The sequence below is a fragment of the Methanoregula sp. genome, from assembly GCF_028712425.1.
Lineage (GTDB): Archaea > Halobacteriota > Methanomicrobia > Methanomicrobiales > Methanospirillaceae > Methanoregula.
In genome coordinates, this window is sequence record NZ_JAQTQD010000001.1 from 188,483 (window position 1) to 210,388 (window position 21,906).

Here is a 21,906-nt window from a genome sequence, read left to right on the forward strand (position 1 = left end):
TCTGAAGTACGTGGAGCGGGCCACAAAAAAAGGTTTGCCGTTTAGAAATTCCCGATGACAAGAGAGTACAGGTCCGCGGTTGTCACGGGAGGCTCTGCAATCGGCCCGACCGTGATCTTCTCGTCCTTGTACCCGAGGTTCTCGCAGACCGCGACCTGCAGGGGGAGGTCGAGACGCTGGAGCCGGCTGTAGAGCTCGTTGTCATCGAACTTCGGGTCGGCGAGGAGGTAGACGATCTTGCCGCGTTTGACTTCCTCGACCGTGTCGGCCATCCCTTTCTCGTGCCCGCGGCCGTGGGCCACAACCACCGCGACCCGGGACTGGGGGATGTGGAGCCGGGCGGTTGCGATCTGGAGCGATGAGATCCCGGGGATCACTTCCCCCTGCAGATACCCGAGCCCTGCAAGCATCGGATCGCCTGTAGAGAGGATAACCGAGTCCTGCGGGAGTCTTGAGAGGGCCTTGAAGTCGTCAATGGATTTGACCCGGCAGGAAGCAGGAAGGAACGGGCGGGCGAGCTCGATGGCCCGGTCCGACCCGTACACGTTCCGGGCAGCGCGGAGTTCTTTTATCGCCTGTTCCGTGAGTAATCCCGGGCCGCAGCCAACGCCGATGATCTTCATGCACTCTCTCCGATTATTTCACCCTCGCGGTTCACCAGCACCACGCGGACCTGCGGAAACCGTTTTTTGAACGCGGCGAGATTTTTTTCAACGATCACGGGAAACGCCGGTGTGACCGAGAGTTCCTCGACAGTCGCCGACCCGGTGCCTTCCAGCACCTGCGGGTTGATGTATTTGAGGATGAGCGCGGGGAGACCAAAAAGGATCGCCTTTTCCCGTACCGCTGCAACCGACCGGTCGATCTTCCCGCCAATCAGGATCACTTCGTGCGTGGGGAACATCAGCCGTGCGAACCGGAGCCCGACCCGGCCGGTGGTGAGGACCGGCTCGTCCGCTGCTGCGATCCGTTCGAGCGTGGACTCGGTGAGGTGGTCGTCCCACGGCTCGACCAGACCTGTGGTGCCAAGAATCGAGATCCCGTCCATGACGCCGACGCGGGGGTTGAGTGTGATCTTACCGATCTCTTTTCCCTGCGGGATTGTGAGCCGGACTTCGATCCCGAAGAACCCGGCTTCTTTCATCGCTTCCTCGACCGCGACATGGATGCATGCGAGAGCCGGGGCACTGACCGCTGGCGTGCCGGCCTTGTAGCGGGGCGTGTCGCGGGCGAACCGGCCGACACCTTCGCCAAAGGAGATCACGATCCCCTTCTTCGTGGGGGTTGCCTCGGCAACAAAGAGGAGCCCGGCCGTGACATCACCGGGGTAATCCCCGGGAACTTTCCGGGCAGATCCACGGCCGGCTCTGCCTTCAACCGGGACGTTGACGGTCAGGCTGCAGGGAAGGGCAATGGGGACAAGCGTCACTTCGCGCCCGGCCCGCGAGAGGATCGCCGCTTTGCACGCAGCTGCTGCGGTTGTTCCGGTAGTAAACCCCCGGGCAAGGATGGTGCCGGACGATGTCAGGACTGCAAGACCGCGTTCAACGAGCGGGAGCTGGCCGGGCCGCTGGCACTTCTCCACCCAGGCTTCAGGATAGATAAAACCGGTGACCGGGTCACGCATCTCCCGCTTCCTCGATGAACATCGTGATGCATTCGTTTGCAGCAGCAACTGCGACCGGCGTTCCGCCCCGCGTGCCTTCGGACGAGATGGACGGGATGTCGATCGTCCGTAAGAGGGCCTTGGACTCTGCGGCATTGACAAACCCGACCGGGGCTCCGATGATGGCAGCGGGCCGGACGCCGTTTTTCACCATTTCGCAGAGCGAGAGGAGGGCTGAGGGGGCGTTGCCGATCACGACAATGGACCCAGGCAGCCGGTCTTTCAGCGCCATGAAACCGGCCGAGCTCCTCGTGATCCCCCTTTCCTTGACGATCTCCGCCCCGAAGTCAAGGGCACAGAGCACCTCGCTCCTGTGTCTCTTCTTCTGGATCCCGATCTGCACCATGCGGATGTCGGTGATGATCGGGGCTCCCTTCTTCAGCGCCGCGATGATAGCGGGGATGGGGTTGTTGGTGAACCGCATCAGGTCCGCCATGGCAAAGTCCCCGACCGCGATCGAGCACCGCTGCTTCACGCGGTCCTCGGGCGTCTCGTTGCCGATCGCTTCGCGTGCCAGTGCCCGCGACTTGGTCGAGATCGCGTAGCCTTCCTGCGTGTCGGCCCCGACATCAATATACGTATTTTTTGTGGTACCCGCGTGGCGTGATGATTCCTTTGACATCGTCTCCCCTCCTCCAGATCCTGCTCTCCGCACCGCCGATGATGACGGCCGTGTGCATGTCGATTGCATCCATGATTGTCTCGATCTCGCCGAGCGTTGTCACCCGGGTCGTCTCGTCCTCGCGAAGTGCGTTCCTCACGATCCCGACCGGCGTTTTGGGCTCCAGGTGTTTCCTCGCAAGGCTCACTGCAAGCGCAAGGTTGTGCGGCCTGCCCCGGCTCTTCGGGTTGTAGAGCACGACCGGGATCCCGAGCGTGAAGACCGCATCGAGCCGGGCCTCTATCACCTCAAGCGGTGTCAGGAGGTCCGAGAGGCTGATGACCGCAAAGTCCCCGGAGAGCGGCGAGCCGAGCCGGGACGCTGCTGCGTTTGCCGCGGTGATGCCCGGCACGATCTCGACCGGGATATCGGCCTCATCGTGTTCGAGTATTTCGAGCACGATGCTTGCCATGCCGTACACGCCCGCGTCGCCTCCCGATACGATCGCAACATGGTGAGAGCGGGCGAGGTCGATGGCCTGCCGGGCCCGGTCCACCTCTTTTCCCATCGTGCTGCTGACGACCTGCTTGCCCTCAAGCAGCAGTCCGAGCGGCTTGAGATAGGTCGAGTGGCCGAGCACGTACTCCGCCTTTGCGATTGCTTTCATCGCACGGGGCGTCATGTGGTCGAGCAGGCCCGGCCCGAGCCCGACAATGGCAAGCGATCCTTTTGTTGTTTCAGCGTGCGATGGCAACCGTCACTCTCCCGAATACTTTCTTTCCCATGACAAGAGTCTTGGTCCTTGACGTTGCAAGGGCGCAGGGTTCGGCAACGCCAAGGAGCCCGAGCCGGGTTGCCCGTGACGGGCCGGTGCCTGCCTGTGCGTTTATGGTATCATCGTCAAGGAATATTAAATTCCCGGAAAGTGCCCCGATGCCTTCGACAAGGCCGGTCTCGCCGAGTTTTTTCGTGGTTGTCGCGTATACGAAAACCTCGCCCTTTTCGATCCCATTCTCGGCAAGTGCTTCTTCAACAGCGAGGGCAACTTCGTCCGGCCGGATCCCTTTCCGGCACCCGACGCCGACCGAGTACGTCCCCTTCGCGAGAAGCACCGAGACATCCGGGCCGGCAAGGACAATTGCCGGGCCCCGGACCGCGTGGACGGGGATATCGCTTGTGAGAATGGCTGCGTTCACTTCCCGGGTCGAGTCCCGGTTCAGGACATCCGTCCCGGTCCGTTCCGCGATTGTCTCCACCGAGTCCCGGCCCCGGGACTCCGTTGCCGTGGTGATGACCGGAATGAGGCCGAGGCCGGCAAGTTCCTTTGCGAGCTCGTTTGCCCCGTGATGCCCGCCGAGCACGGGAACTGCAAACCGGAGGTCCGGGCTGACCACGACAACAGCCGGGTCGGTCCACTTGTCATCCAGCAGCGGGGCGATCTTCCGGACAACGATCCCCATCGACATCAGGGCAATGATCCGCTTTTTTTGGGAGAAGACCTGATCGAAAATTTCCGCGGAATACTCCAGCACGTCCGCTCCGAGGAACTCTGCGATCCGCTCCGCTTCAGCCTTTGAATACGGGAACGTGATCACAACAGTCTCTGTCATGAGTAGAGGTGCGAGCGCTTATAGCCGGACGCGGTACCGAGCACGGAGCGGCCTACGATGAGCAGGGCTGACCGCGTGATACCGGCGTCCTGTGCCTTCTGTGCAATGTCGGCAACCGTGCCCCGGATGATCTTCTGGTCGGGCCACGAGGCATGGTAAATTACGACCGCGGGCGTGTCGTCCGGGCACGAGAGTTTCTCTGTGATCTCTGAGAAGTGTTCGCTGCCGAGGAAGAACGCCATCGTTGCCGGGACCTTCGAGAGCTCGGGGATGTAATCCACTTCAAGCGTCTTTCCCGCGGGACGGGTGATGATGAGGGTGTCCGCAACTCCCTTGGGGGTGTACTCCGTGGTGAGTGCGGCTGCTGCGGCAAAGACCGAGGAGACGCCGGGAACGATCTTCACCGTGAGCCCGGCTTTTTCCAGCTCAGCGATCTGCTCAACAATCGACCCGAAGATCGCGGAGTCGCCCGAATGGAGCCGGACAACCCGCTTCCCCTTCTTTGCCCGGTCGATCATGATGCTGACAATGTCGTCGAGCTTCCGGTCCCAGCTGTCGATCTTCTCCGGTGCCGGGCAGGTCTCAACAAGCGCCGGACTGACCAGCGATCCGGCATAGATGAGGACCTCAGCCCGGTCGAGAAGTTTTCTCCCTTTCACCGTGATCAGTTCCGGGTCGCCCGCGCCGGCGCCCACGAACCAGATCGTATTCTTCTCGTCACTTCCGGGCATACATCACGCTCATGTAATCGCTCTTCTCCGGGAGCTCGTCATTCCGGTACACCTTCATATCATCGAAGAACATCCGCTCGACCAGCACGAACTCCCGGTAGCCCTCGGCAGCAAGCGAGGCTGCTTTCTCTTTCGGTTTCCTGACCTTCAGCAGGATCTTCGTGTCCGACATCGTCCCGTCCGAGACCGTGAAACCCTCGTTCACCGGGACTCCTGCGGCTGACGCAAACGCCGTGATGGAACTGATCCCCGGTTCGGTCCGGAACTCGATCCCGGGGTGCGTCTCCGCGATCACCGCACAGAGCCGCGAGAACGTGGAGAAGAAGTTCGGGTCGCCGAGAATCCCGAAAACCGCAAGCCCATCTTGAGCCACAGGTGCGATCTTCCTTGCGTTCTCCTTCATGCACTCGCGGATCTTCGCCTCATCGTCTGTCATCGGGAAGTCGAGCACAACCGAATCGCGGTACGGGGCAACGAGGTCTTTTGCGATCCGGCCGGGCACAAAGACCGTGTCGGCCTCTTTCAGCAGTCGCACGGCCCGGAGCGTTAAGAGCTCGGGGTTTCCCGGGCCAAGGCCAAGACCTACGAGCATGCCGCTCCCCTCCCGACAATGATGTAGACCGGATCGATGGGTTTGAACATGAGGCTTCCCGCAAGGGGCTTTGACCGCGAGACCTGCACCTGCACGACCTCAACAAAGAGCCCGAGTTCCTGGAGTGTTGAGACCGCTTCGCAGACCGTGGAGAGGAGCACCGCGTTGATCACGATCGTTCGCTTCACCCTCTTCGCCAGCACCGGCAGAACCGCGAGCAGGTTCTTCGTCCCGCCAATGAATGCACAATCGTATTCCGCATCGTGCCGGAGAAACTCCGTTGCTTCCGTGCAGGAGAACTCGATATTCTTCCGGCCGGCCGATTGTGCGGTCTTTGTGGCAAGCGTCACAGCCTCGGGCCGGATATCAATCGATACGACTTTTTTTACGCTGTTCGTAATGGCCACCGAGACCTTACCGGTGCCGCAGCCGATCTCAAGAACGGTGTCGGTGCTGCAGAGTCCGAGCTTCTGGAGCGAGACTGCCATGACCTCGTCCTGGGTCGGGCCGCCGGGGAGTTTTGTGCCGGGCATCTGGAGAAGATTTGGAGGGAGAGGGTATTAAGGGTTGGGAAATGGGGGGACTTGTTGGATCATAACATGATGAAGAACGAATGATTTTGATCAATTATGTTCAAAAAGCTTGACTAGAACCAGCCTATAACTTTTCATGCAAAGTAATGTTTTTTTGTCTATTTTAACAATTTTTTTCTGATAATGAAGTATTCGTTAACCTCATACAATTAAGGAAACCTTTAATGGGTGCAGAATAATTAGTCTAATTGTGAAAATTAATGAGTAAAGCAGAACGCCAATCATTAATTGCTGCACTTGAAAAAGAGCGAGATTCAAAAATTATCGTATACATTACAGGAGATCGCCCGGGTCTCGAAACTAAAATTGCCAATGATATTTTCCCAATTTTCAATAAACACCTTCGGGCAATGGGAGAACAAAAACGAATCGATTTATTCCTATATAGTACGGGTGGCCTAACCAATGCGGGATATGCACTGGTAAATCTATTAAGAGAATATTGTAAAGAATTCAATGTAATTGTCCCTTTCAGAGCACTCAGCAGTGCTACGTTAATCTCATTAGGGGCAAATGAAATTGTAATGACAAAAATGGGTCAATTGAGTCCAATTGATCCATCTCTTGAACATCCACTGGGTCCAACTGTAAGCCTTCCCGGTCAACCCCCCCGTATAATGCAGATAAGTGTTGAGGATGTCAACGCTTTTTTCTCACTGGCTAAAAGTAGTGAGTTAAAATCAGAAGACTCAATGAAACAGGTGTTTCAAATATTGGCATCAACCGTTAATCCATTGGCTCTGGGTGCGGTTCAAAGATCGAGAGAGCAAATTGTCTTTTTAGCAGATGAATTAATGAAATGCCATGATGGAGATAAGGAACACATAAAAAAGGTTATTGAAATCTTAACAAAGGGTAGATTCTCTCATGATTATATCATTGGACCTACAGAGGCAAGACAAATTTTAGGACCTAAAGTAATCAATCCCAATCCAAACACTACAAAAGCAATATACGATTTATTTGATGCCTATAACAAAATGTTATTATTAGATACGCCATATACTTTGGAACCCCTACTTGGTGGCAAAGACAAAACTGAAGCGTCTCTAGATAGAGCGGTCATCGAATCAATGAATTTCACTCATATCTTCAGAACAGTGCGTGAAGTTAGAAGAATCCAAGTTGCACAACCGGGTGTACCTGCACCTGTAATAGCATATCAGGAAAGACCATTGAAAGAAAGTTGGATCGCAGAATAAAAGGATGAATGGAGGATTAAAATGAACGAATTCATTAACGACATTACAACTGCGAGTTATAGTAAATCATCAAACGGCATGGTTGACTCGACGGGAGTTCAAATTATCAATCCTTTCAATTCCTTCAATCAAAGCACTAGTAGCAAAATCATCATGCCGATAATATCTATTCCCATGTGGAGTATTGGGCAAAAACAAGAAGAGAAAAAAACATTCAAGTTCGACTGGGCAGGGGGATTATCTGATTTAAAAGGGAAAGTAAATTCAGTAGAATTAACACATGAAGCGCTCAAGTGGCGATAATGTATCTCATCGATACTAACATTTTTTTAGAAATTCTACTGAACGATTCCAAACGAACACAATGTGAAATTTTTCTAAATAATAATATCGGAAGCTTACATATTACCGATTTTTCACTCCATTCAATTGGGGTTGTTTTGTATAATAAACATAAAATTGGATTATACGCTCGATTCATCAAGGATGTAATGCCATCAGTGCAGATCGAAACAATACCGATAGACTATCATTTTCTTATTGACAATGGCCATATCACATATCATTTTGATTTTGATGATGCGTATCAATATGGTGCAGCAAAGTATCATGGATTGATTCTCAAAACATTAGATCACCATTTTGATACTGTGACTGATATATCAGTTGAGACCATATGAATTAATAAAAGGTATATTAGGCAAGTTCGTATCTCAACTCATGCCATAGCGCAACACCACAGGATATTCGCATTTCAATTATATTACTGAAAAAGAGAGTTTGAAAATTTTTGAGAAACTGTTATGATTCCGCCCCCCTCCTGATAGTAGTTGCTCGGGGAATTCGTTGCCCCCTCGCGAGAGCGGCCCATACGCAAATTCGAGTACAGGTAAATGCGTAGCGCAAAAGTCGGCAGACCTTTTGCGCGTCTGGCATCGCATCATAATCGTGAGCAACGAATCGTAATCAAACCTTGCTCAATCATTTTCAATCAAGGTCCGGTTGATCCGGATCACAATTTCAATCACGATCACATTCGCGTTTGAAAAATATTGAGCAAGGTCTGGAAAATATTTTTCAAGCAAAGTCTGCTTGAAAGCAGATCAATCAAGGTCTGATCAAAAATTTTTCATTAAAATCTGCTTCAAAAACCGGATTAGTTTATGACGAAGTGCAGCTTTGCTCTATCTAGGTTCAGACAAAACCGTTTAACTTTTCTTGAGCAAAGTCTGCTGAAAAAAATTCAATCAAAGTCTGCTCGAAAAATTTCATGCAAGGTTCGATTGATCCGGAAATAATTTTTGATCGCGATCGTAATCGCGTTGAAAATATTTTGAGCAAGGTCCAGCATAAAAAATTTTCACGCAAGATATCACCTTGGTGATAGCAAATTGCGCGAACAGTGTTTACACAATCGGTGATTTTACCTAGACTTTAACTTGAGATTTAGCAGACACTGTCTGCGGAATTGATGGTTTGCCGGCAATGACCATTGTTAAAGATTCCCCAGACGGTGTTTGGGAAATTTGCGGTCTTTCTCGCATTCAGATCCACAATCATCTCGCGTTATTCGTGAGGGATCTTGGTAAGATCAACAACCATCTGGATGGAATCATTATTTTCATGAATCCGGACAAACCCGCCATTTTTCTCATAAAACCGGATGGTCCGGGGATCCTTTTTGGCATCAACTTTCACAAACCTGCATCCTATCTGCTCGGTCAGATCAAAAGCCATACTGAACACCCGCTTCATCATCTCCCGCCCGATTCCCTGGCCGCGATATCCATCCCTTGTGGCAATTCTTGCCAGGAGAAGTGCCGGATAACTATTGGGGGGATCGTCCATTTCAAGGGTCATCTTACGGTTTACAAAATCAGATTTGATACAACCCATTGAGAGGGAAAAGAAAGCAATAAGTTCTGGCCCCAGGTGGACAACGTACGTGGTGGATATTTTCTGCACCTGGTTCACTTTTGCAGCAGAACGTAAGAAATCCTGGAGATCGTCAGAATCGGAGCAACGGAATGTTGAGACGTCAGTAGTCTCAGCTAATTTTGAAAAAACAAGATTATTGATATCGACTGGCATTTTGTTATCTGTGCCAGTCTTTCCGGAGCTGACGGGCTTCCCTGAAAAGATCCAGACTCTCCTTGTTGAAACTCTGGGACGGTGCACTAACGTAATCGTTAAACGCACGTGCCTCTTCACCTTTCAGGGTTGTTTCTAACTCAATAGGTTTTGCCATCGTTCTTCTCCTTTCATGACGCTGTGAATGACAGTGTCGGATTATGCCAGACATTACCTGACAATTATATTTTATATTATTCTTTTATCGCTTAAAGATTATTGCATAGTTCTCACGACAGAATTTCAGGAGAATGGAATTCTGTGACAGAGATATGTTTGCCCCGGCCTCACTCACTCATCCCCACAAATCCGAAACTCACATCCCGCAAATTCCGTACAACTCCGGCAGACCGCAAACACAATCTCGCAATGCGCACAGTCCGGCTTGCTCTCCAAATCGCAATGATCGCAATCCGGTTCATCAACATCCGGCCCGGCTTCACCGGCATCATCGGAGAACTCATTCTTCCGGTGCATTCTCTTAAAATCTTCATTGCAGATATTGCAGTACGCATCAAGACAGAATTCACATTCCCCGGTCAGGGGGTCGCAGCCCCAGTTCAGGTACGTCATGCTGGTATCCCGGTACTGATGTCACGCGAGCAAAAAATGATTGCGGCAATGATTTCTTCTGATACTGCCGCCGAAGATCTCCCCCGACAGGGGTTCGGATCTACCCCAAATCCCCCCTATATATTAGTGCATTTCCGGACTTGCGAAAAATACTCGTCACGGGTATTTGACCTGTCACAGTCCGACAGGTCATCAGACCTGGAGGAGGAGAAGAATGCGGGAGCATTCTTCGACTGTCAACTTACCCGCAACTTTGGGACCCCTAAACCTATGATCCAAAACCCCCCTTCTTTTCATTCCGGCATCCTCCAGCCCGTCCGGCCCTGAGTTATGCCTCTGTATTAGCGCTATTTACGTCCGCGTTTTTCCGACGTGAAATTTAGGAAAAATCATGAATTAGTCCCGCTTTTTCGCGACTTAGTCCCGCTTTTTGGGGTATTTACGGCCACGGGGATTCTGGCTCTCCGAATTTTACGTCGGAGAATCCTGCGATCAGATCTTTTCAGAGAGTCTCAAAAAGAGAGGTTTTCCGGGTACCGGAAAACAGGTATATTACTCCGGTATCCTTTCCATCGGCGAAGCGATGATCCGGGCGTACGATTCCGCCGTGATATAATTCGGCGTGTACACAACACCGTACCCGCTCATGGCCTGCGAGAGCTGTCGCAGGTTATTGCTTGCCACGGCCATCTGATGGTTGTAAATATAGGTCAGGTCCTGGTTGTCGGTCCGGCCAATTGCCGCAGAGAGATCCGCGATGTTCATTTCCGTAAACTGTGCGCTCACCCTCAGTGCATCGGCTGCGGACGAGAGCCCTGTGTTGAGATCATTGTTGTACATCTGCTGGAGCAACGGGTTGGTGAAGATCCCGGCCTTCTGTTTCTCGGGATTGGGGATGTCATACCGGAAAAGGATCACATCATCGACTTTCATGGAGACTTTTGCAGCATTCGAGATGTCCTGAAGGAGCGGGAGGGTCGTGTGCATCCCGTAGAGCGCCGCGTTGAGATCGTACGCGAACTTTGCTTCTTCCTGAAGGAGCAGGATGTCGGCGGTCTCGGTTGCGTTGAGTTCTCCTTTCGGCAGTGCGTTGAACGCCATGTCCGTTGCAGATGGTGAGGGCGTGGCAACGGGTGCCGCGGGAGTTACCGGTGCCGGTCCCTGCTGGCCGGTGCAGCCGGCTGCTGCGACAAGGATGCAGACAAGCAGGAGGATTCCCATGAAAAACGATCGTGACATAAAATAGAATTTTCACGGTACGTATTTCAAGTACTCTTTTTTTTCGCCACGACGGCTCATCCAAATAATTCTCGCGCTATTCACTACAATTCTCATCCCGCAACACATTTCTTCTCCCGAAGAGAATTCCTGTCTGAGAGTTTGTATGAAGCACGAGATCATTGGCAGCAACCTGCAGATGGTGAAGATCGACCTCCTGCCGGGCGAGGGGATCTATGCAGAGGCCGGGGCAATGGTGAACATGACCGGCTCGTTCACGATGGAGAGCCAGCTCAAAGGGGGCATCATCTCCGGCATCAAGCGGGCGGTCGTGGGCGAGAGCGTATTCCTCACGCGTTTCTCGCCGGGCGAGGGCTCCGGTTTTGTTTCGTTTGCCGGTACCATGCCGGGCAAGATTTTTCCGGTTACGATAAGCCCCGACCGGGAGTTCATCGCCCGCAAGGACTCGTTCCTCTGCTGCCATGAAGGAGTCGAGCTCGACATCGCGTTCACAAGCAAGATCCAGGCCGGTCTTTTCGGAGGCGAGGGTTTCGTGCTCCAGCGGATGACCGGGCAGGGAACGGTCTTCCTCCACTGCTGCGGCGACATCATCGAGCTCGACTTAAAGCCCGGCGAGGTTGTCAAAGTCCAGACCGGCCTTGTTGTCGGGTTCGACCACACCGTCGCTTACGACATCGCGCTCGCGGGCGGGATCACGACCGCACTCTTTGGCGGCGAGGGCCTCTTTGTCACCACGCTCACGGGCCCGGGAAAAGTCATTCTCCAGTCGATGAACATGCAGAAGATCGCAGCAAGCCTCATACCCTACCTGCCCAAGCCGGAAGTAAAAGTCAAGCCGGTATAAAATTATTTTTTCCAGCCGAGTTTTTCCAGCACGTACGCGGTCTCGTCCACGACCTTCTCGCCGGGACTGCGGGGCTGGACAACGATGGTGATGGCATTTTTCAACGCAAGGTTTCTGCCCTTCTGCTTGCAGAGAATATAATCGCCGTTGAACCTACGCAGCGCCTTCACAAACGCGTTTAAGATCTTCTTCCGGTCTTTGAGATCGCTCTTTGAGAGTTTCATCAGGTGCTCGAAGATCGAGACATCGATGAGCGTGCTTGCAATCCAGCTGATCTCGCAGGTGTACCCGAAGATCCAGGCAATGTGGGAGTTCTTCGTGGTCGCGATGAAATCATCGATGTTGTTGCCCACGCTGCACGAGCCGATGAGCACGCCTTCGATATTGGAGTACCGGGCCGCGTTCTTCACGGCCTTGAACATGGCCGGCAGTTTCATGCCGGTCTTGGACTTGAGCCCGCCGATCCGTTTGCCGGTGCCATGGGCTGCAATGTACAGGAAGAGCCGGTCTTCTTTGGTGTTCGTCAGGTCGTCCTCAAGCGCCCGCTTAAAGCCGATCTTCTCGTAGAAGTTCGAGTAATAGATGTTGAAGTCGCCTTGGACACCCTCCAGTCCCTGGAGGAAGAGGAGGACGGAGGGACGCTTGGGTTTCTCTTCGGGCGTCCACCAGAGGCCTTCGATGACAAGGAGTGCTGTGCTCGACATGCTGTGAGGATCTCCTGACTGATAACAAGGAGAGGTCACATAAGAGAATAACTGTTGTGGCCGGCACCGGAATTTTCAATTGCATGGACAGTGGATCTTCCTTATCCAGTACCGGACTTTTTCATGGAACGCCCTGACACAGACAAACCGGAACAACCCGGAGACCGGGCCCCTGCACCGGAGGATCTGCCGGAATGCCCTGCCGGTACTGTCCCCCGGGGCATGACACTCGAAGGGCTCGTAACCATGACCGGCGAGATGGGGCATTTAAACGAGCTTGTCCTGCTCCATGTTGAGAACGCCGGTGGGTTCACCTGCACGGATTCCTACCTGACCATCGTGACGCCCGTTCTCGATATGCTGGAAGGGGAGATCCGGTTCCGGTACCGCGAGGGGATGGACCATGCGGAGATCAAGTCCATTATTGCGGATTGGATTGATAAGGAGATTGCCGGATTCCGGCCCGGGCAACCGTAAGATTTTGTGAAATTTTCTGCTCTCCCACAAAAAACATCATTCGCAAAGATGGGGGCTGATGCCCCCATACCCCCGGTTGCGATGAACGGCCGCCGCCCCGAAGGGCGCCCCGCGGCGGCTTCAATTTTTTTATGAAAGAAATCTTTGCCAAAGTATTCCTTTCTGGTAATACAGAGGCATCACCTGCGTCCCCGCCCCCTTGGGGGCAGGGCTGGCGCGAGGGGGATCAATCGCAGTGGAGAAAATGTAATCTCCAAAAAAAAGATCAGAACAACCCGGTAACCCACGCCCACATATTGCCGATACCGGTGGTGATGACCACGCCCGGGTCGATGCCGAGCACCGGGAAGACAAAGATAAAGTACAGAACCGTCCCGAGCAGGCTCCCGAGGTTGCCGAGCGCTGCTACGAGCACGACCTTGAAGAGCGGGATCCTCGCCATCTCACTGAGCGATTCGGTCTCGTAGATCTTCCTGAAGTCCGAGATGGGGGGCTTCCTCACGCGGGCCTCGACATATGCGCCAATCCACCCGGCGTGGAGCATCGGGTTGAGCGAGGTCATCCACGCAACACAGAAGCAGGTCAGGGCCGAGTACGGGTGGCCGCCCGCAAGCAGGACGAAGAGTGCAGAGAGCACGCCGTGGATGATCACCCAGAAGAGGAACGCATACAGCAGGACATCCAGGCCCACGCCCGAGAACGCGATGGCCGCAAGCAGGAAGGCGAAGAGGAACGTGACGCCGAAGCCGAAGACCTTTGCCCACGGGAACGGTTTTGGTTCTTTTGTCAGCGAGTCGAACGGCGGAAGGGTCTTCGGGTCGTCGAGGTACACGGAGATCCCTTTCCGGTGACCGGCGCCGATGACTGCGAGGATCTTTCCTTCGGGCCGCTGGGCTTTCAGGAGGACGAGCTGGTGCGCGATATACGCATCACGCTCGTCAATGAGGGCACGGGCTCCGTTGGGGGAGAACTTCCGGAACTCTTCCATCACGACATCGATCACGTTCTGTTCCTTTAAGGACTCGATATCGATCTCTTCCCCGCCATCGATCTCGGCAATCGAGATGATCAGGGCCCAGATCATCTTGAGTTTCTCGATGATGCCGAGCGTGTTCCAGAACCGCATGAGCGTGACGCGGATGTCCCGGTCAACGAGCGCGATAGGGATATTACGCTGCTCGGCTTCCGCGATTGCAGCTTTCATCTCGGCACCCGGTTCAACGCCAACGTCGAACCCGATCTTGCGCTGGAGATAGGCAAGGAGCCACTGGACGAGAAGGGAGTTGAAATTTTTCACTTCCAGGACATCGTTCACGCTCGGGTCGCGTGCCTGTTTTTTCAGGGCCGAGTACCGTGCCGGGTCAAGCTCGATGGCAACGACATCGGGATGATATTCTTCGATTGCGGTCCGGACCTCGTTGACGCTCTCCTGCGAGACGTGGGCCGTGCCGATGATTTTTATTTCTGCCATTGATCACCGTTTGTGACGGTTATGTTGGTGGTGAAGGGTGATTAAGGGAGGGGATGGGGAAAGGGTCTGCTGAAAGGACTCGTTATGAATGGTAATCAGAATTCAAAAACCGTTGTCATACTAAATACACAATATACTATACAATATGTTAACTCGGTGTTTCTTATGAATTGCTTATGAAATACCGCAAATAAAATTTCTTTTTTATATTCTGGCCATTGTTTTACCTGATTTGGCTGGGATTTATCATTATTTGTCCGGATTCCGGTGATCAGGCTTATATTCACGATGTAAAATTTATAGGAATTTAATAAGGTTTATGGTATGTGAGCGGGAGTATTCTGGCATAATGGAAAAGAACAGTCAATAAGACCGTTATTTTCCGGGCAATGAGGTGTGTATTGTGGTTTCTTTTCGAAGGATATGGGATTGGTTTTATGAGTTAATTCTGTATATCATCCATCTTCTCTGGCCGGTAAAATCGTATGGAACAACGGGAGCAAGAAATCCCTATGCCGTATATCGGGCAATTTATGGAGATGATCCGTTTACCAAAAATTCAGAAAAAAATGATAGCGAGAGTAAATCATCATCTGTTCTCGCGATTCCTCCAAAAGATGCAAGAGAACGTCTCAACAATCTCGGATCGGGAGGATCTGGGCTATCCTACGAAAAATTATTTGACCCATATTACGGATCCTGTCTTTTCTCTAAAATAACCATTGAAGAAGTAAAGGGATTTCAGCATGAGAAAATTTTCCTGAAAAGGGAGAGATCTTCCGGAATCACTGCCGTGGATGATTCAGGTCTTGGAAAGAATTCGTCCGGAAACATTCCGCAATTCATCCAGCTTGACGGAGCCCCGAAATTTTCCGGTTGCGTTGACGATTTCCGTAACTGGGATCCGGATAACCCTGCTCTTCCTGATGATCCAGTGACACTCTGTGTTGATTGGCTCGATCCAGATACTTTAGAGGATGATAAAAAAACTGTAATCAATTACCCGGATACAGTTCATCCCTCATTTGATGATTCGGTCCAGGGGCCGGTGCCGGACTGTTATTTCCTTGCAGCACTATCCACCATTGCATGGTTTGATTTTAATTACCCCAACAGAGCAACGGGGATTCTGGCAAAGGATAAAAAAAACCCGATAATTTTTGCTGATATCAAAATGAAGTTATACTCAGTTTCCGGGAAAAGTATCCTGCCGCCTTTAAAAGCTATTGCAGTTAACACTAATTATCTTCTTCCAAGAAACAAAAATGGCGATTTCCAAGGAGTTAAAACAAGGACCGGCAACGCGAGCTGGCTCCCCTATTATGAGAAAGCATTCTTACGATATCTTGAAACCACCGGTATTCTGACACCGGGGGATCCAAACAAACCAGACATTTGCCGGATCCAAGGGGGCGATCCGGGAGAAACGTTGCGGGCACTGCTTCGGAGACCAAATGGAAAACTCAACCGATATATCATGAATAGTAGACTCCCCAATCATAACTCCAACGATCCCGAGGCTGTCTGGTTAAGACTAAATAGTGTTGTTGCTGAAAAAGCCTCTGAAAACCCGGCCAACCAAGCACGACGGACACAGTATCCAGCAGTGGCACGAACCTTTGGTTGCTCAGGACCTGATATCACCGGCGATCCTGAACCATCCCTTTATGCTGCAACAGCTAAGGGAGTAATCTATGACGATGAACTGATAGTTGCTTCTCATTCTTATTCCCTTCTTGGTATCATGATGGACAGCAATAACCAGAGATACATAATTTTAAGGAATCCATATGGGGAAAATCCAGGGTATGAATACGGGATGCAGTACGATGCTAATGGAAATCCTAAATACCATCTCTTCGGTGATGTGGGAAGACAACCGGTTGGACCGACCGGTGAAAAAGCTATTGATTACCGCCTTACTTTCCCATCTATAGTGTACAATGGAACACCCTATTCAATCGCCCCGTGGATTCCGGTGAACACCACAGCCGGAACGGTGGTAATGCCAAACAAGGGTAAATTCGCCATCCGTCTTGATGACTTTGTTAACTATTTCCAGGAGTTCGATTACGTTCTAATATAGGATTGCCAGCCCGTTTAAGAACGAAAATAGATTGGATCAATCAAATTCGTGGGAAAAATGCATCACACGATGATAAACAAAAATTCCAATGACGGTTTCGCTCATATATGGATTAGTATACTTTTTTTCCTCGTTCTCCTGTGTACCGTAGTAACCGTTATCACATCAGCCGGTACCGTGACCCTCATTACCACAAATACCACTGAATCGAACCAGTGGAATCCAGCAATATATGACAATTGGATTGTATGGACGGATAACAGGGACAATACCGCTTTTACATCCTATCAAGACATTTACGCTTACAATATTACCACGGGTGAAGAAAAGAGGATAACCAATCCGGGTTCATATGCTGATCATCCCTCGATATCCGGCACACTTGTTGCTTTTGACAACTCGCGAAGCGGGAATACTGACATCTATCTTGTAGATTTGGAATCCGGCTCTCGATGGCGAATAACAGAAAACGACGCCCTTCAAGAGTTCCCCTCTATCAGCGGAAACAGGATTGTCTGGCAGGATAAGCGTCAAGGTTCTTATGATATCTACTTGAATGGAACTTCTCCAGGTCTTGAAACCATTCTGACACCAGACACTGCAACAACAAATCAAAATTTTCCAATTATTTCGGGTGAAAAAGTTGTCTGGCAGGATGAGCGTAATAGTAACAGCATTTATATGATAAATATGTCATCCGGATCATCTTATCTGATCTCACCCGATGGTGTGACATTCGACTTTACAGGATTTCCAGAAATTACTTTTGATAATGGGATTGTGGCATGGCGAGATCCTTTCAAAAAAATTGTAACGAATGATACTCGGCAACTTCCCATGAGCCAAAGTGAGGTATCCCTTGATTCGACCACACAAAAATACCCATCTATCTCAGGTAACAAGATTATTTGGATTGATGATCGTGAATCCCTCGATGATATTTATTTCAATGAGATTCCAGGATCTTCTGATGAGAGGATAACAACTTTCGATGATGCAGTCGAACTCTTGCATGGGTCCCCGAAAATTTTTAACAACAGGATTGTCTGGACAGACAATCGGAACAGTGGGTTTGAAGATATCTATCTCTACACCCTCGACCACGACGAGCCCTGCCCGGTCGCAGATTTCACGATGTCTTCCCAAAGTGGCGCAATCCCCCATACAATCCAGTTCAATGATACGTCAACTGATGCAGAGAACATCACGCACTGGAATTATGAGTTCGGCGATGGTAACGTATCAGAGGACACGCTAAAAGCAAACCAATCCTTTACTTACAATGTCCCGGGAAAATATGATGTCCGGCTCACGGTCAACAATCCCTACTGCCGTAGTGAGACACCTGTTGATAACAAATACAAGGTCAGCGTCGGTGCATCGCCCATCGCGGCATTCACGACAGATGTTTCAGATGGCTTTGTAGACCTGAAAGTCAAGTTTACCGATTTTTCCATCAATGCAGAAACCTGGAACTGGTCCTTTGGGGATGGGGAATGGTTCAACACAACCGATGTTTCGAAAAAAAATCCGGAAAAAACCTACAATATTGCCGGGACCTACACGCCGTATCTGTACGTCAACAACACCTGGGGGACAGCATCGGCTCACAAAACCATCAAAGCTCTTACTGGCGCAAACGTGACTGCGAACACGAGCGTTGACGGTTTCACCTTTACGGAGCCCTATGGTTCACAGTTTGTTACCTTCACGAAAGGGACTGCACCTGATTGCACGATTGCAGGAGACTCACTGGTATGCCGGGGAGCAGATCTTGCAGATAATGGCTGGACCAATATCACGTTCACCTCAAACGATGGCATCGGATTCATGGATCACGGTGCAACCATTTCAGGGAACCTGTCCTCTGTGTCCTTCCAGATAACGGAAATACATCCCGCTGGTTTTTCCCAAACAACCGGCTCCCAAAGCACCCTGAATCACACGATTACCCTTGACACGTTCCCGGAAAACGCAAAGGTAAATTCCCAGGTTTGGGAAGGATATACTGATGCTGACCTCGCCCTGTTCTCAAGCATCGGGAAAAGTTCTGGTTTTTCTGATATTCTTGGCGTTGCCTACACAATGAAAATTGTAAAAACCGGCATTCCTGCTGGCGGGACGGCAAAGATCCACATGAGTGTCAATGCTACCTGGGTCAGCAACCACATGGGGCGATCACATACCTATATCGAGCGGATCTCCGATGACCGGTCAACCGGAGAAGTCTTACGGCCACGGTTCCTCTATTACGATCCTGCAACAAATCTGGATTATTTTGAAGCCGAATCATCCCGGGGCTCGTCAACATTCGGTCTTGTCCAGCTCACCGGTTCCGGCAACCCCTTCCAGCTCATCACCCTCACTATAGCCAGCCAGGTAAACGCACCACAACCATCCGGTGGCTCCGATTCATATGGTAACTCTGGAGCCCCATCCGGCAGCACAAAAGGCCTGTCGGCACAGGCCCCTCAACCAGCACCCGAACAAAAAGCTCCTGTCGTCTTTATTGATCCCGGAAAGACAGCGCCACTCTATACAAACCAGGGCGGAGTCATAACGCAGGAGACTACCCTCATGTCCACCGATACGCTGGCATCCGTTGTGCTTGGGGAGGGGACAGTCGCAAAGGACAGTGCCGGAAGCCCGCTCTCCTCACTCAGCATCGCCTCCATCGCCCCGGATGCAATTCCCGCAGCGCCACCATCAGGCCAGGCAGTCATGATCGACGGGAGGGCCTATGAACTCGGGCCGGACGGTGCAACCTTCTCCCCGGGGATTACTGTTACGTTCACCATCCCGCAGGCGCAGTGGGGAAAAGAGTATTCGCTGATGATGTACGACAAGGCAACCGGCACATGGTCGGAGGTCCCCGGCAGTTTCAATGCAAAGGACGGCACATTCACCGCGGTGCTGTCGCATTTCTGCTGTGTCGCGCTCTTCGAGAAGGAGATTGGTAAGCCGGTGGTCCGGCAGACGACTGTCGCCCCGCAACCGGAACCTGCCCGGCTTGCGCCGGTTGCGACACCGTCACCCCGGCCCCCGCAGAATGCCCTCTCCATCGTGTTCAGCATGTCAGAATGGGTTGCGGGGGAGGCAGCGAACCGCAGCAGTTACCTGACCGCCCTTGCTATCATCATTATCATTGTCCTCTCCATCATGCTCCTGCACCGGCGGCGGAATAATCCTTAAGACCAGGATCCGTCTGCCGCTTACTCAATCCGGCTCCCGGATACATCCCTTGCAAGATCATCCCTCACTTCCCGGAAGATACCCATCGCGATGATGAGGACCGGCACAATCTCGATCCGTCCCAGCCACATGAGCGTGATAAAAAGCCACTTGATGGAGAGAGGGCTCATCGGGCTGATGAACCCGACCGAGACACCGGAGTTACTGAGCGCGGAGACGATCTCGAAGACCACCTCGTCCAGCCGGAACGAAGTTATGTAGAGATGGAGTGTAACGACCGTGGCAAGGAAGATGGTCAGGACGTAGATGACGATGACAAGCAGGTTTTTGGAAACGGCAAGGTTTGAACGCTCAACGGAGAGAGTTTTCCCCCCGGCCCTGAGGGGGACAAGCACGCGGCTGCTGACGAAAAAACGCCGGAACCACCACTTTACGCCTTCGAAGACAAGGGCGAGCCGGTTGACCTTGATGCCCCCTGCGGTACTGCCCATTGCACCGCCGATGAAGACCATCATGGCGAGGATCGCGAGAGGGACGGTTGCCCAGTGATGGAGGCTCGTATTCTGGAGACCGCAGGTGGTCAGGCCGGAGACTGCGGTAAAAGTCCCCTGCCGGACTGCCGAGAGAGGCGAGAGATCGCTGAAGATAAAGAGGTCGAGCGATATGAGCGCCGCCCCGATACCGGCGATCAGGAGAAGGATCCGGACGGTCTGGTCGCGGAAGATGCCCATGACCTTGCCATGGTACAGGAAGAGGAAGACCTTGAACGGGATGGATCCGGCGAACATCACGGGTATCAGGGCGGCCTCGAGCGCCGCGTTGTTGTAGTACGCTAGGCCGCCATCGTGGAGGGTGAACCCGCCGGTCGCAATGGTTGTCATGACGAGGTTTAAGGAGTCCCAGAGCGGGATGCCGGTCAGCATCACGAGGCCCGTGAAGCCGAAGGTCAGGACAAGGTAGATCATCCAGAGCCTTCTTCCCGATGAGGTGGTGGCAGAGACCAGTGCATCTTCCCGGCCTTCTGCGCGGTACATCCGGAACAGGGAGACACGCGTCTTAGAGCGCAGGGAGATCCCGAACACGATGACCCCGATGCCGCCGACCCACTGCATGAACGAGCGCCAGAAGAGGAGCGTGTCCGGCGTCTGGTCAAGGGACGGGATCATCGAGAAGGCTGTCCCGGTCCAGCCGGCCATGGCTTCGAAGACAGCATCCGTGTAGGACATGCCAAGGCCGAAGACAAACGGGAGGGCCCCGACAAAAGCGATGGCAAGCCAGGAGAGGGCAACTGCAGAGAGCGTTGCGGAGAACGAGGGTTCGATGTCCTCGTGGGGGATATGCGAGATCAAAAACCCGGTGGTAAGGAACGTAAACGGGGCTGTTGCCATGGGGAGGAGGAGATCCCATTCGCCAAAGATGATAAGGACAAAAAACGGCAGGAGGGATACGACGCCAAGGAACTCGAAGATGAGCCCTAAATCGTGCGCGATCATGGCAAGGTGCCGGGTCCGCTTCATCTGCTCTCCAAGCTGATTGGTACCGTAATGGTGTTATGGGTATCGTTCCGGTGAGCGTTACCGGGCTGCCGGAGGACAATCACGCTTTTAATGCCCGGCCCCGAACAATAACTAACCGTCCATGTCCATCATCAGAAATGAGCAGTTCCCGTTCATCCTCATGGTCATCCTGACCGTTGCCGCCATCATCCTCTTCTGGCCGGTCATGGACATGGTACTGCTCGGGGCATCGCTCGCGATCGTCCTCATGCCGGTCTTTCAGCGGCTTTTATCGTATGTCCGCCCGGCGCTCTCGGCAGCGCTCATCACCATCGCAACATTCTGTGCATTTGCCGCGGTGATCGGTTTCACCCTGTATGTCTTCTCGTCCTATTCCGAAAACCTGACGGGCATGTTCTCCGCAATTGCCGGTTGGATCAACAACCCGGAGACCAGCTTCTCTGTGTTTGGCCTCCCGCTCAACAAGGCAGGGATCATCAGCCTCCTGAACACCGGCAGGCTGATGTTCGTGGGCTACGAGGAGACGTTCATTGCAAACCTGAGTTACATCCTCTTCAAGGCATTCATCTTCTTCTTCACGCTTTTTGTCCTCCTCCTCCATGGCGAGGAACTGAAACGGCGGATCATGGAGCACATGCCCGATTCCCTGAATTCGTACGTGACCCGGCTGTCGGACGT

The 21,906-nt window shown here is 52.4% G+C and carries 23 protein-coding genes; 9 read left to right on the top strand and 14 right to left on the bottom strand.

What is annotated here, in order from left to right:
• Positions 1 to 41: 41 nt before the first annotated feature.
• The 8 genes from PHF39_RS00805 to PHF39_RS00840 are packed head-to-tail and all read right to left on the bottom strand — an operon-like array spanning position 42 to position 5,733.
• Positions 42 to 623, bottom strand: a complete 582-nt coding sequence (locus PHF39_RS00805) for a cobalt-precorrin-7 (C(5))-methyltransferase (protein ID WP_300219162.1) — start codon at positions 621 to 623, stop codon at positions 42 to 44.
• Positions 620 to 1,627 carry a cobalt-precorrin-5B (C(1))-methyltransferase gene (locus PHF39_RS00810; protein ID WP_300219164.1) on the bottom strand — a complete coding sequence of 336 codons (1,008 nt, stop codon included), beginning with the start codon at positions 1,625 to 1,627 and terminating at the stop codon, positions 620 to 622. The genes PHF39_RS00805 and PHF39_RS00810 overlap by 4 nt, the downstream gene beginning before the upstream one ends.
• Positions 1,620 to 2,288, bottom strand: coding sequence for a precorrin-8X methylmutase (locus PHF39_RS00815; protein WP_300219167.1), 669 nt, complete (start codon positions 2,286 to 2,288; stop codon positions 1,620 to 1,622). Before PHF39_RS00815 ends, PHF39_RS00810 begins: the two co-directional genes overlap by 8 nt.
• Positions 2,236 to 3,021 (bottom strand): precorrin-3B C(17)-methyltransferase, encoded by a 786-nt coding sequence (cobJ, locus tag PHF39_RS00820; RefSeq protein WP_300219169.1) that lies wholly within the window; start codon positions 3,019 to 3,021, stop codon positions 2,236 to 2,238. Before cobJ ends, PHF39_RS00815 begins: the two co-directional genes overlap by 53 nt.
• Entirely contained in the window at positions 3,005 to 3,877 is an 873-nt protein-coding gene (gene cbiG, locus PHF39_RS00825) for a cobalt-precorrin 5A hydrolase (RefSeq protein ID WP_300219174.1), read from the bottom strand. The genes cobJ and cbiG overlap by 17 nt, the downstream gene beginning before the upstream one ends.
• Positions 3,874 to 4,608, bottom strand: coding sequence for a cobalt-precorrin-4/precorrin-4 C(11)-methyltransferase (locus PHF39_RS00830; protein ID WP_300219177.1), 735 nt, complete (start codon positions 4,606 to 4,608; stop codon positions 3,874 to 3,876). The genes cbiG and PHF39_RS00830 overlap by 4 nt, the downstream gene beginning before the upstream one ends.
• The gene (locus PHF39_RS00835) at positions 4,595 to 5,200 is read right to left on the bottom strand and encodes a cobalt-factor II C(20)-methyltransferase (protein ID WP_300219180.1); all 606 of its coding nucleotides are present in this window, start codon (positions 5,198 to 5,200) and stop codon (positions 4,595 to 4,597) included. Before PHF39_RS00835 ends, PHF39_RS00830 begins: the two co-directional genes overlap by 14 nt.
• Positions 5,191 to 5,733 carry a methyltransferase domain-containing protein gene (locus PHF39_RS00840; protein WP_300219183.1) on the bottom strand — a complete coding sequence of 181 codons (543 nt, stop codon included), beginning with the start codon at positions 5,731 to 5,733 and terminating at the stop codon, positions 5,191 to 5,193. Before PHF39_RS00840 ends, PHF39_RS00835 begins: the two co-directional genes overlap by 10 nt.
• A gap of 260 nt (positions 5,734 to 5,993) precedes the next feature.
• Between PHF39_RS00840 and PHF39_RS00845 the strand changes: the two genes are divergently transcribed.
• From PHF39_RS00845 to PHF39_RS13915, 3 genes are read left to right on the top strand one after another with little or no spacing between them, the layout of a single operon-like run.
• Positions 5,994 to 6,995: a hypothetical protein gene (locus tag PHF39_RS00845; RefSeq protein WP_300219186.1), complete on the top strand. Its 1,002-nt coding sequence runs from the start codon at positions 5,994 to 5,996 to the stop codon at positions 6,993 to 6,995.
• 21 nt (positions 6,996 to 7,016) lie between these two features.
• Positions 7,017 to 7,298, top strand: a complete 282-nt coding sequence (locus PHF39_RS00850) for a hypothetical protein (RefSeq protein WP_300219188.1) — start codon at positions 7,017 to 7,019, stop codon at positions 7,296 to 7,298.
• Positions 7,298 to 7,675: a PIN domain-containing protein gene (locus PHF39_RS13915; RefSeq protein WP_366144134.1), complete on the top strand. Its 378-nt coding sequence runs from the start codon at positions 7,298 to 7,300 to the stop codon at positions 7,673 to 7,675. The genes PHF39_RS00850 and PHF39_RS13915 overlap by 1 nt, the downstream gene beginning before the upstream one ends.
• 886 nt (positions 7,676 to 8,561) lie before the next feature.
• Here PHF39_RS13915 and PHF39_RS00855 read toward each other — a convergent pair.
• Together PHF39_RS00855 and PHF39_RS00860 are read right to left on the bottom strand one after the other, a co-directional pair.
• Positions 8,562 to 9,086 (bottom strand): GNAT family N-acetyltransferase, encoded by a 525-nt coding sequence (locus PHF39_RS00855; RefSeq protein ID WP_300219191.1) that lies wholly within the window; start codon positions 9,084 to 9,086, stop codon positions 8,562 to 8,564.
• A 4-nt stretch (positions 9,087 to 9,090) separates the two neighbouring features.
• The gene (locus tag PHF39_RS00860; RefSeq protein ID WP_300219193.1) at positions 9,091 to 9,243 is read right to left on the bottom strand and encodes a hypothetical protein; all 153 of its coding nucleotides are present in this window, start codon (positions 9,241 to 9,243) and stop codon (positions 9,091 to 9,093) included.
• Between the two features lie 284 nt (positions 9,244 to 9,527).
• On the opposite strand from PHF39_RS00860, the gene PHF39_RS00865 reads away from it, so the two are divergent.
• The gene (locus tag PHF39_RS00865) at positions 9,528 to 10,025 is read left to right on the top strand and encodes a hypothetical protein (RefSeq protein ID WP_300219195.1); all 498 of its coding nucleotides are present in this window, start codon (positions 9,528 to 9,530) and stop codon (positions 10,023 to 10,025) included.
• A 225-nt stretch (positions 10,026 to 10,250) separates the two neighbouring features.
• Here the strand turns inward: PHF39_RS00865 and PHF39_RS00870 are convergent, their stop codons facing one another.
• Positions 10,251 to 10,919, bottom strand: a complete 669-nt coding sequence (locus PHF39_RS00870) for a DUF2202 domain-containing protein (protein WP_300219197.1) — start codon at positions 10,917 to 10,919, stop codon at positions 10,251 to 10,253.
• Between the two features lie 163 nt (positions 10,920 to 11,082).
• Between PHF39_RS00870 and PHF39_RS00875 the strand changes: the two genes are divergently transcribed.
• Complete coding sequence (locus PHF39_RS00875) at positions 11,083 to 11,781, top strand: TIGR00266 family protein (protein ID WP_300219200.1); 699 nt, start codon at positions 11,083 to 11,085, stop codon at positions 11,779 to 11,781.
• A gap of 2 nt (positions 11,782 to 11,783) precedes the next feature.
• Here PHF39_RS00875 and PHF39_RS00880 read toward each other — a convergent pair whose 3' ends face one another.
• Positions 11,784 to 12,485 carry a hypothetical protein gene (locus tag PHF39_RS00880; RefSeq protein WP_300219203.1) on the bottom strand — a complete coding sequence of 234 codons (702 nt, stop codon included), beginning with the start codon at positions 12,483 to 12,485 and terminating at the stop codon, positions 11,784 to 11,786.
• A 123-nt stretch (positions 12,486 to 12,608) separates the two neighbouring features.
• Between PHF39_RS00880 and PHF39_RS00885 the strand changes: the two genes are divergently transcribed.
• On the top strand, positions 12,609 to 12,962 hold the full coding sequence (locus tag PHF39_RS00885) for a hypothetical protein (RefSeq protein ID WP_300219205.1): 354 nt from the start codon (positions 12,609 to 12,611) through the stop codon (positions 12,960 to 12,962).
• Between the two features lie 265 nt (positions 12,963 to 13,227).
• On the opposite strand, the gene PHF39_RS00890 is transcribed toward PHF39_RS00885, so the two are convergent.
• Positions 13,228 to 14,433, bottom strand: a complete 1,206-nt coding sequence (locus PHF39_RS00890) for a TraB/GumN family protein (protein WP_300219208.1) — start codon at positions 14,431 to 14,433, stop codon at positions 13,228 to 13,230.
• A gap of 403 nt (positions 14,434 to 14,836) precedes the next feature.
• Between PHF39_RS00890 and PHF39_RS00895 the strand changes: the two genes are divergently transcribed.
• Both PHF39_RS00895 and PHF39_RS00900 read left to right on the top strand, forming a co-directional pair.
• The gene (locus PHF39_RS00895; protein WP_300219211.1) at positions 14,837 to 16,519 is read left to right on the top strand and encodes a hypothetical protein; all 1,683 of its coding nucleotides are present in this window, start codon (positions 14,837 to 14,839) and stop codon (positions 16,517 to 16,519) included.
• A gap of 69 nt (positions 16,520 to 16,588) precedes the next feature.
• On the top strand, positions 16,589 to 19,711 hold the full coding sequence (locus PHF39_RS00900) for a PKD domain-containing protein (protein WP_366144135.1): 3,123 nt from the start codon (positions 16,589 to 16,591) through the stop codon (positions 19,709 to 19,711).
• A gap of 20 nt (positions 19,712 to 19,731) precedes the next feature.
• Here PHF39_RS00900 and PHF39_RS00905 read toward each other — a convergent pair whose 3' ends face one another.
• The gene (locus PHF39_RS00905; RefSeq protein WP_300219216.1) at positions 19,732 to 21,228 is read right to left on the bottom strand and encodes a TrkH family potassium uptake protein; all 1,497 of its coding nucleotides are present in this window, start codon (positions 21,226 to 21,228) and stop codon (positions 19,732 to 19,734) included.
• A 121-nt stretch (positions 21,229 to 21,349) separates the two neighbouring features.
• On the opposite strand from PHF39_RS00905, the gene PHF39_RS00910 reads away from it, so the two are divergent.
• Positions 21,350 to 21,906, top strand: a 557-nt coding sequence (locus PHF39_RS00910; RefSeq protein WP_300219219.1) for an AI-2E family transporter, incomplete at its 3' end; no start/stop codon positions are given.

Bases quoted from the DNA above. Each gene is read 5' to 3' on its own strand.
- PHF39_RS00805 (WP_300219162.1), bottom strand. From the start codon at position 623: ATGAAGATCATCGGCGTTGGCTGCGGCCCGGGATTACTCACGGAACAG.
- PHF39_RS00810 (WP_300219164.1), bottom strand. From the start codon at position 1,627: ATGCGTGACCCGGTCACCGGTTTTATCTATCCTGAAGCCTGGGTGGAG.
- PHF39_RS00815 (WP_300219167.1), bottom strand. From the start codon at position 2,288: ATGTCAAAGGAATCATCACGCCACGCGGGTACCACAAAAAATACGTAT.
- cbiG (WP_300219174.1), bottom strand. From the start codon at position 3,877: ATGACAGAGACTGTTGTGATCACGTTCCCGTATTCAAAGGCTGAAGCG.
- PHF39_RS00830 (WP_300219177.1), bottom strand. From the start codon at position 4,608: ATGCCCGGAAGTGACGAGAAGAATACGATCTGGTTCGTGGGCGCCGGC.
- PHF39_RS00835 (WP_300219180.1), bottom strand. From the start codon at position 5,200: ATGCTCGTAGGTCTTGGCCTTGGCCCGGGAAACCCCGAGCTCTTAACG.
- PHF39_RS00840 (WP_300219183.1), bottom strand. From the start codon at position 5,733: ATGCCCGGCACAAAACTCCCCGGCGGCCCGACCCAGGACGAGGTCATG.
- PHF39_RS00845 (WP_300219186.1), top strand. From the start codon at position 5,994: ATGAGTAAAGCAGAACGCCAATCATTAATTGCTGCACTTGAAAAAGAG.
- PHF39_RS00850 (WP_300219188.1), top strand. From the start codon at position 7,017: ATGAACGAATTCATTAACGACATTACAACTGCGAGTTATAGTAAATCA.
- PHF39_RS13915 (WP_366144134.1), top strand. From the start codon at position 7,298: ATGTATCTCATCGATACTAACATTTTTTTAGAAATTCTACTGAACGAT.
- PHF39_RS00855 (WP_300219191.1), bottom strand. From the start codon at position 9,086: ATGCCAGTCGATATCAATAATCTTGTTTTTTCAAAATTAGCTGAGACT.
- PHF39_RS00860 (WP_300219193.1), bottom strand. From the start codon at position 9,243: ATGGCAAAACCTATTGAGTTAGAAACAACCCTGAAAGGTGAAGAGGCA.
- PHF39_RS00865 (WP_300219195.1), top strand. From the start codon at position 9,528: ATGATCGCAATCCGGTTCATCAACATCCGGCCCGGCTTCACCGGCATC.
- PHF39_RS00870 (WP_300219197.1), bottom strand. From the start codon at position 10,919: ATGGGAATCCTCCTGCTTGTCTGCATCCTTGTCGCAGCAGCCGGCTGC.
- PHF39_RS00875 (WP_300219200.1), top strand. From the start codon at position 11,083: ATGAAGCACGAGATCATTGGCAGCAACCTGCAGATGGTGAAGATCGAC.
- PHF39_RS00880 (WP_300219203.1), bottom strand. From the start codon at position 12,485: ATGTCGAGCACAGCACTCCTTGTCATCGAAGGCCTCTGGTGGACGCCC.
- PHF39_RS00885 (WP_300219205.1), top strand. From the start codon at position 12,609: ATGGAACGCCCTGACACAGACAAACCGGAACAACCCGGAGACCGGGCC.
- PHF39_RS00890 (WP_300219208.1), bottom strand. From the start codon at position 14,433: ATGGCAGAAATAAAAATCATCGGCACGGCCCACGTCTCGCAGGAGAGC.
- PHF39_RS00900 (WP_366144135.1), top strand. From the start codon at position 16,589: ATGATAAACAAAAATTCCAATGACGGTTTCGCTCATATATGGATTAGT.
- PHF39_RS00905 (WP_300219216.1), bottom strand. From the start codon at position 21,228: ATGAAGCGGACCCGGCACCTTGCCATGATCGCGCACGATTTAGGGCTC.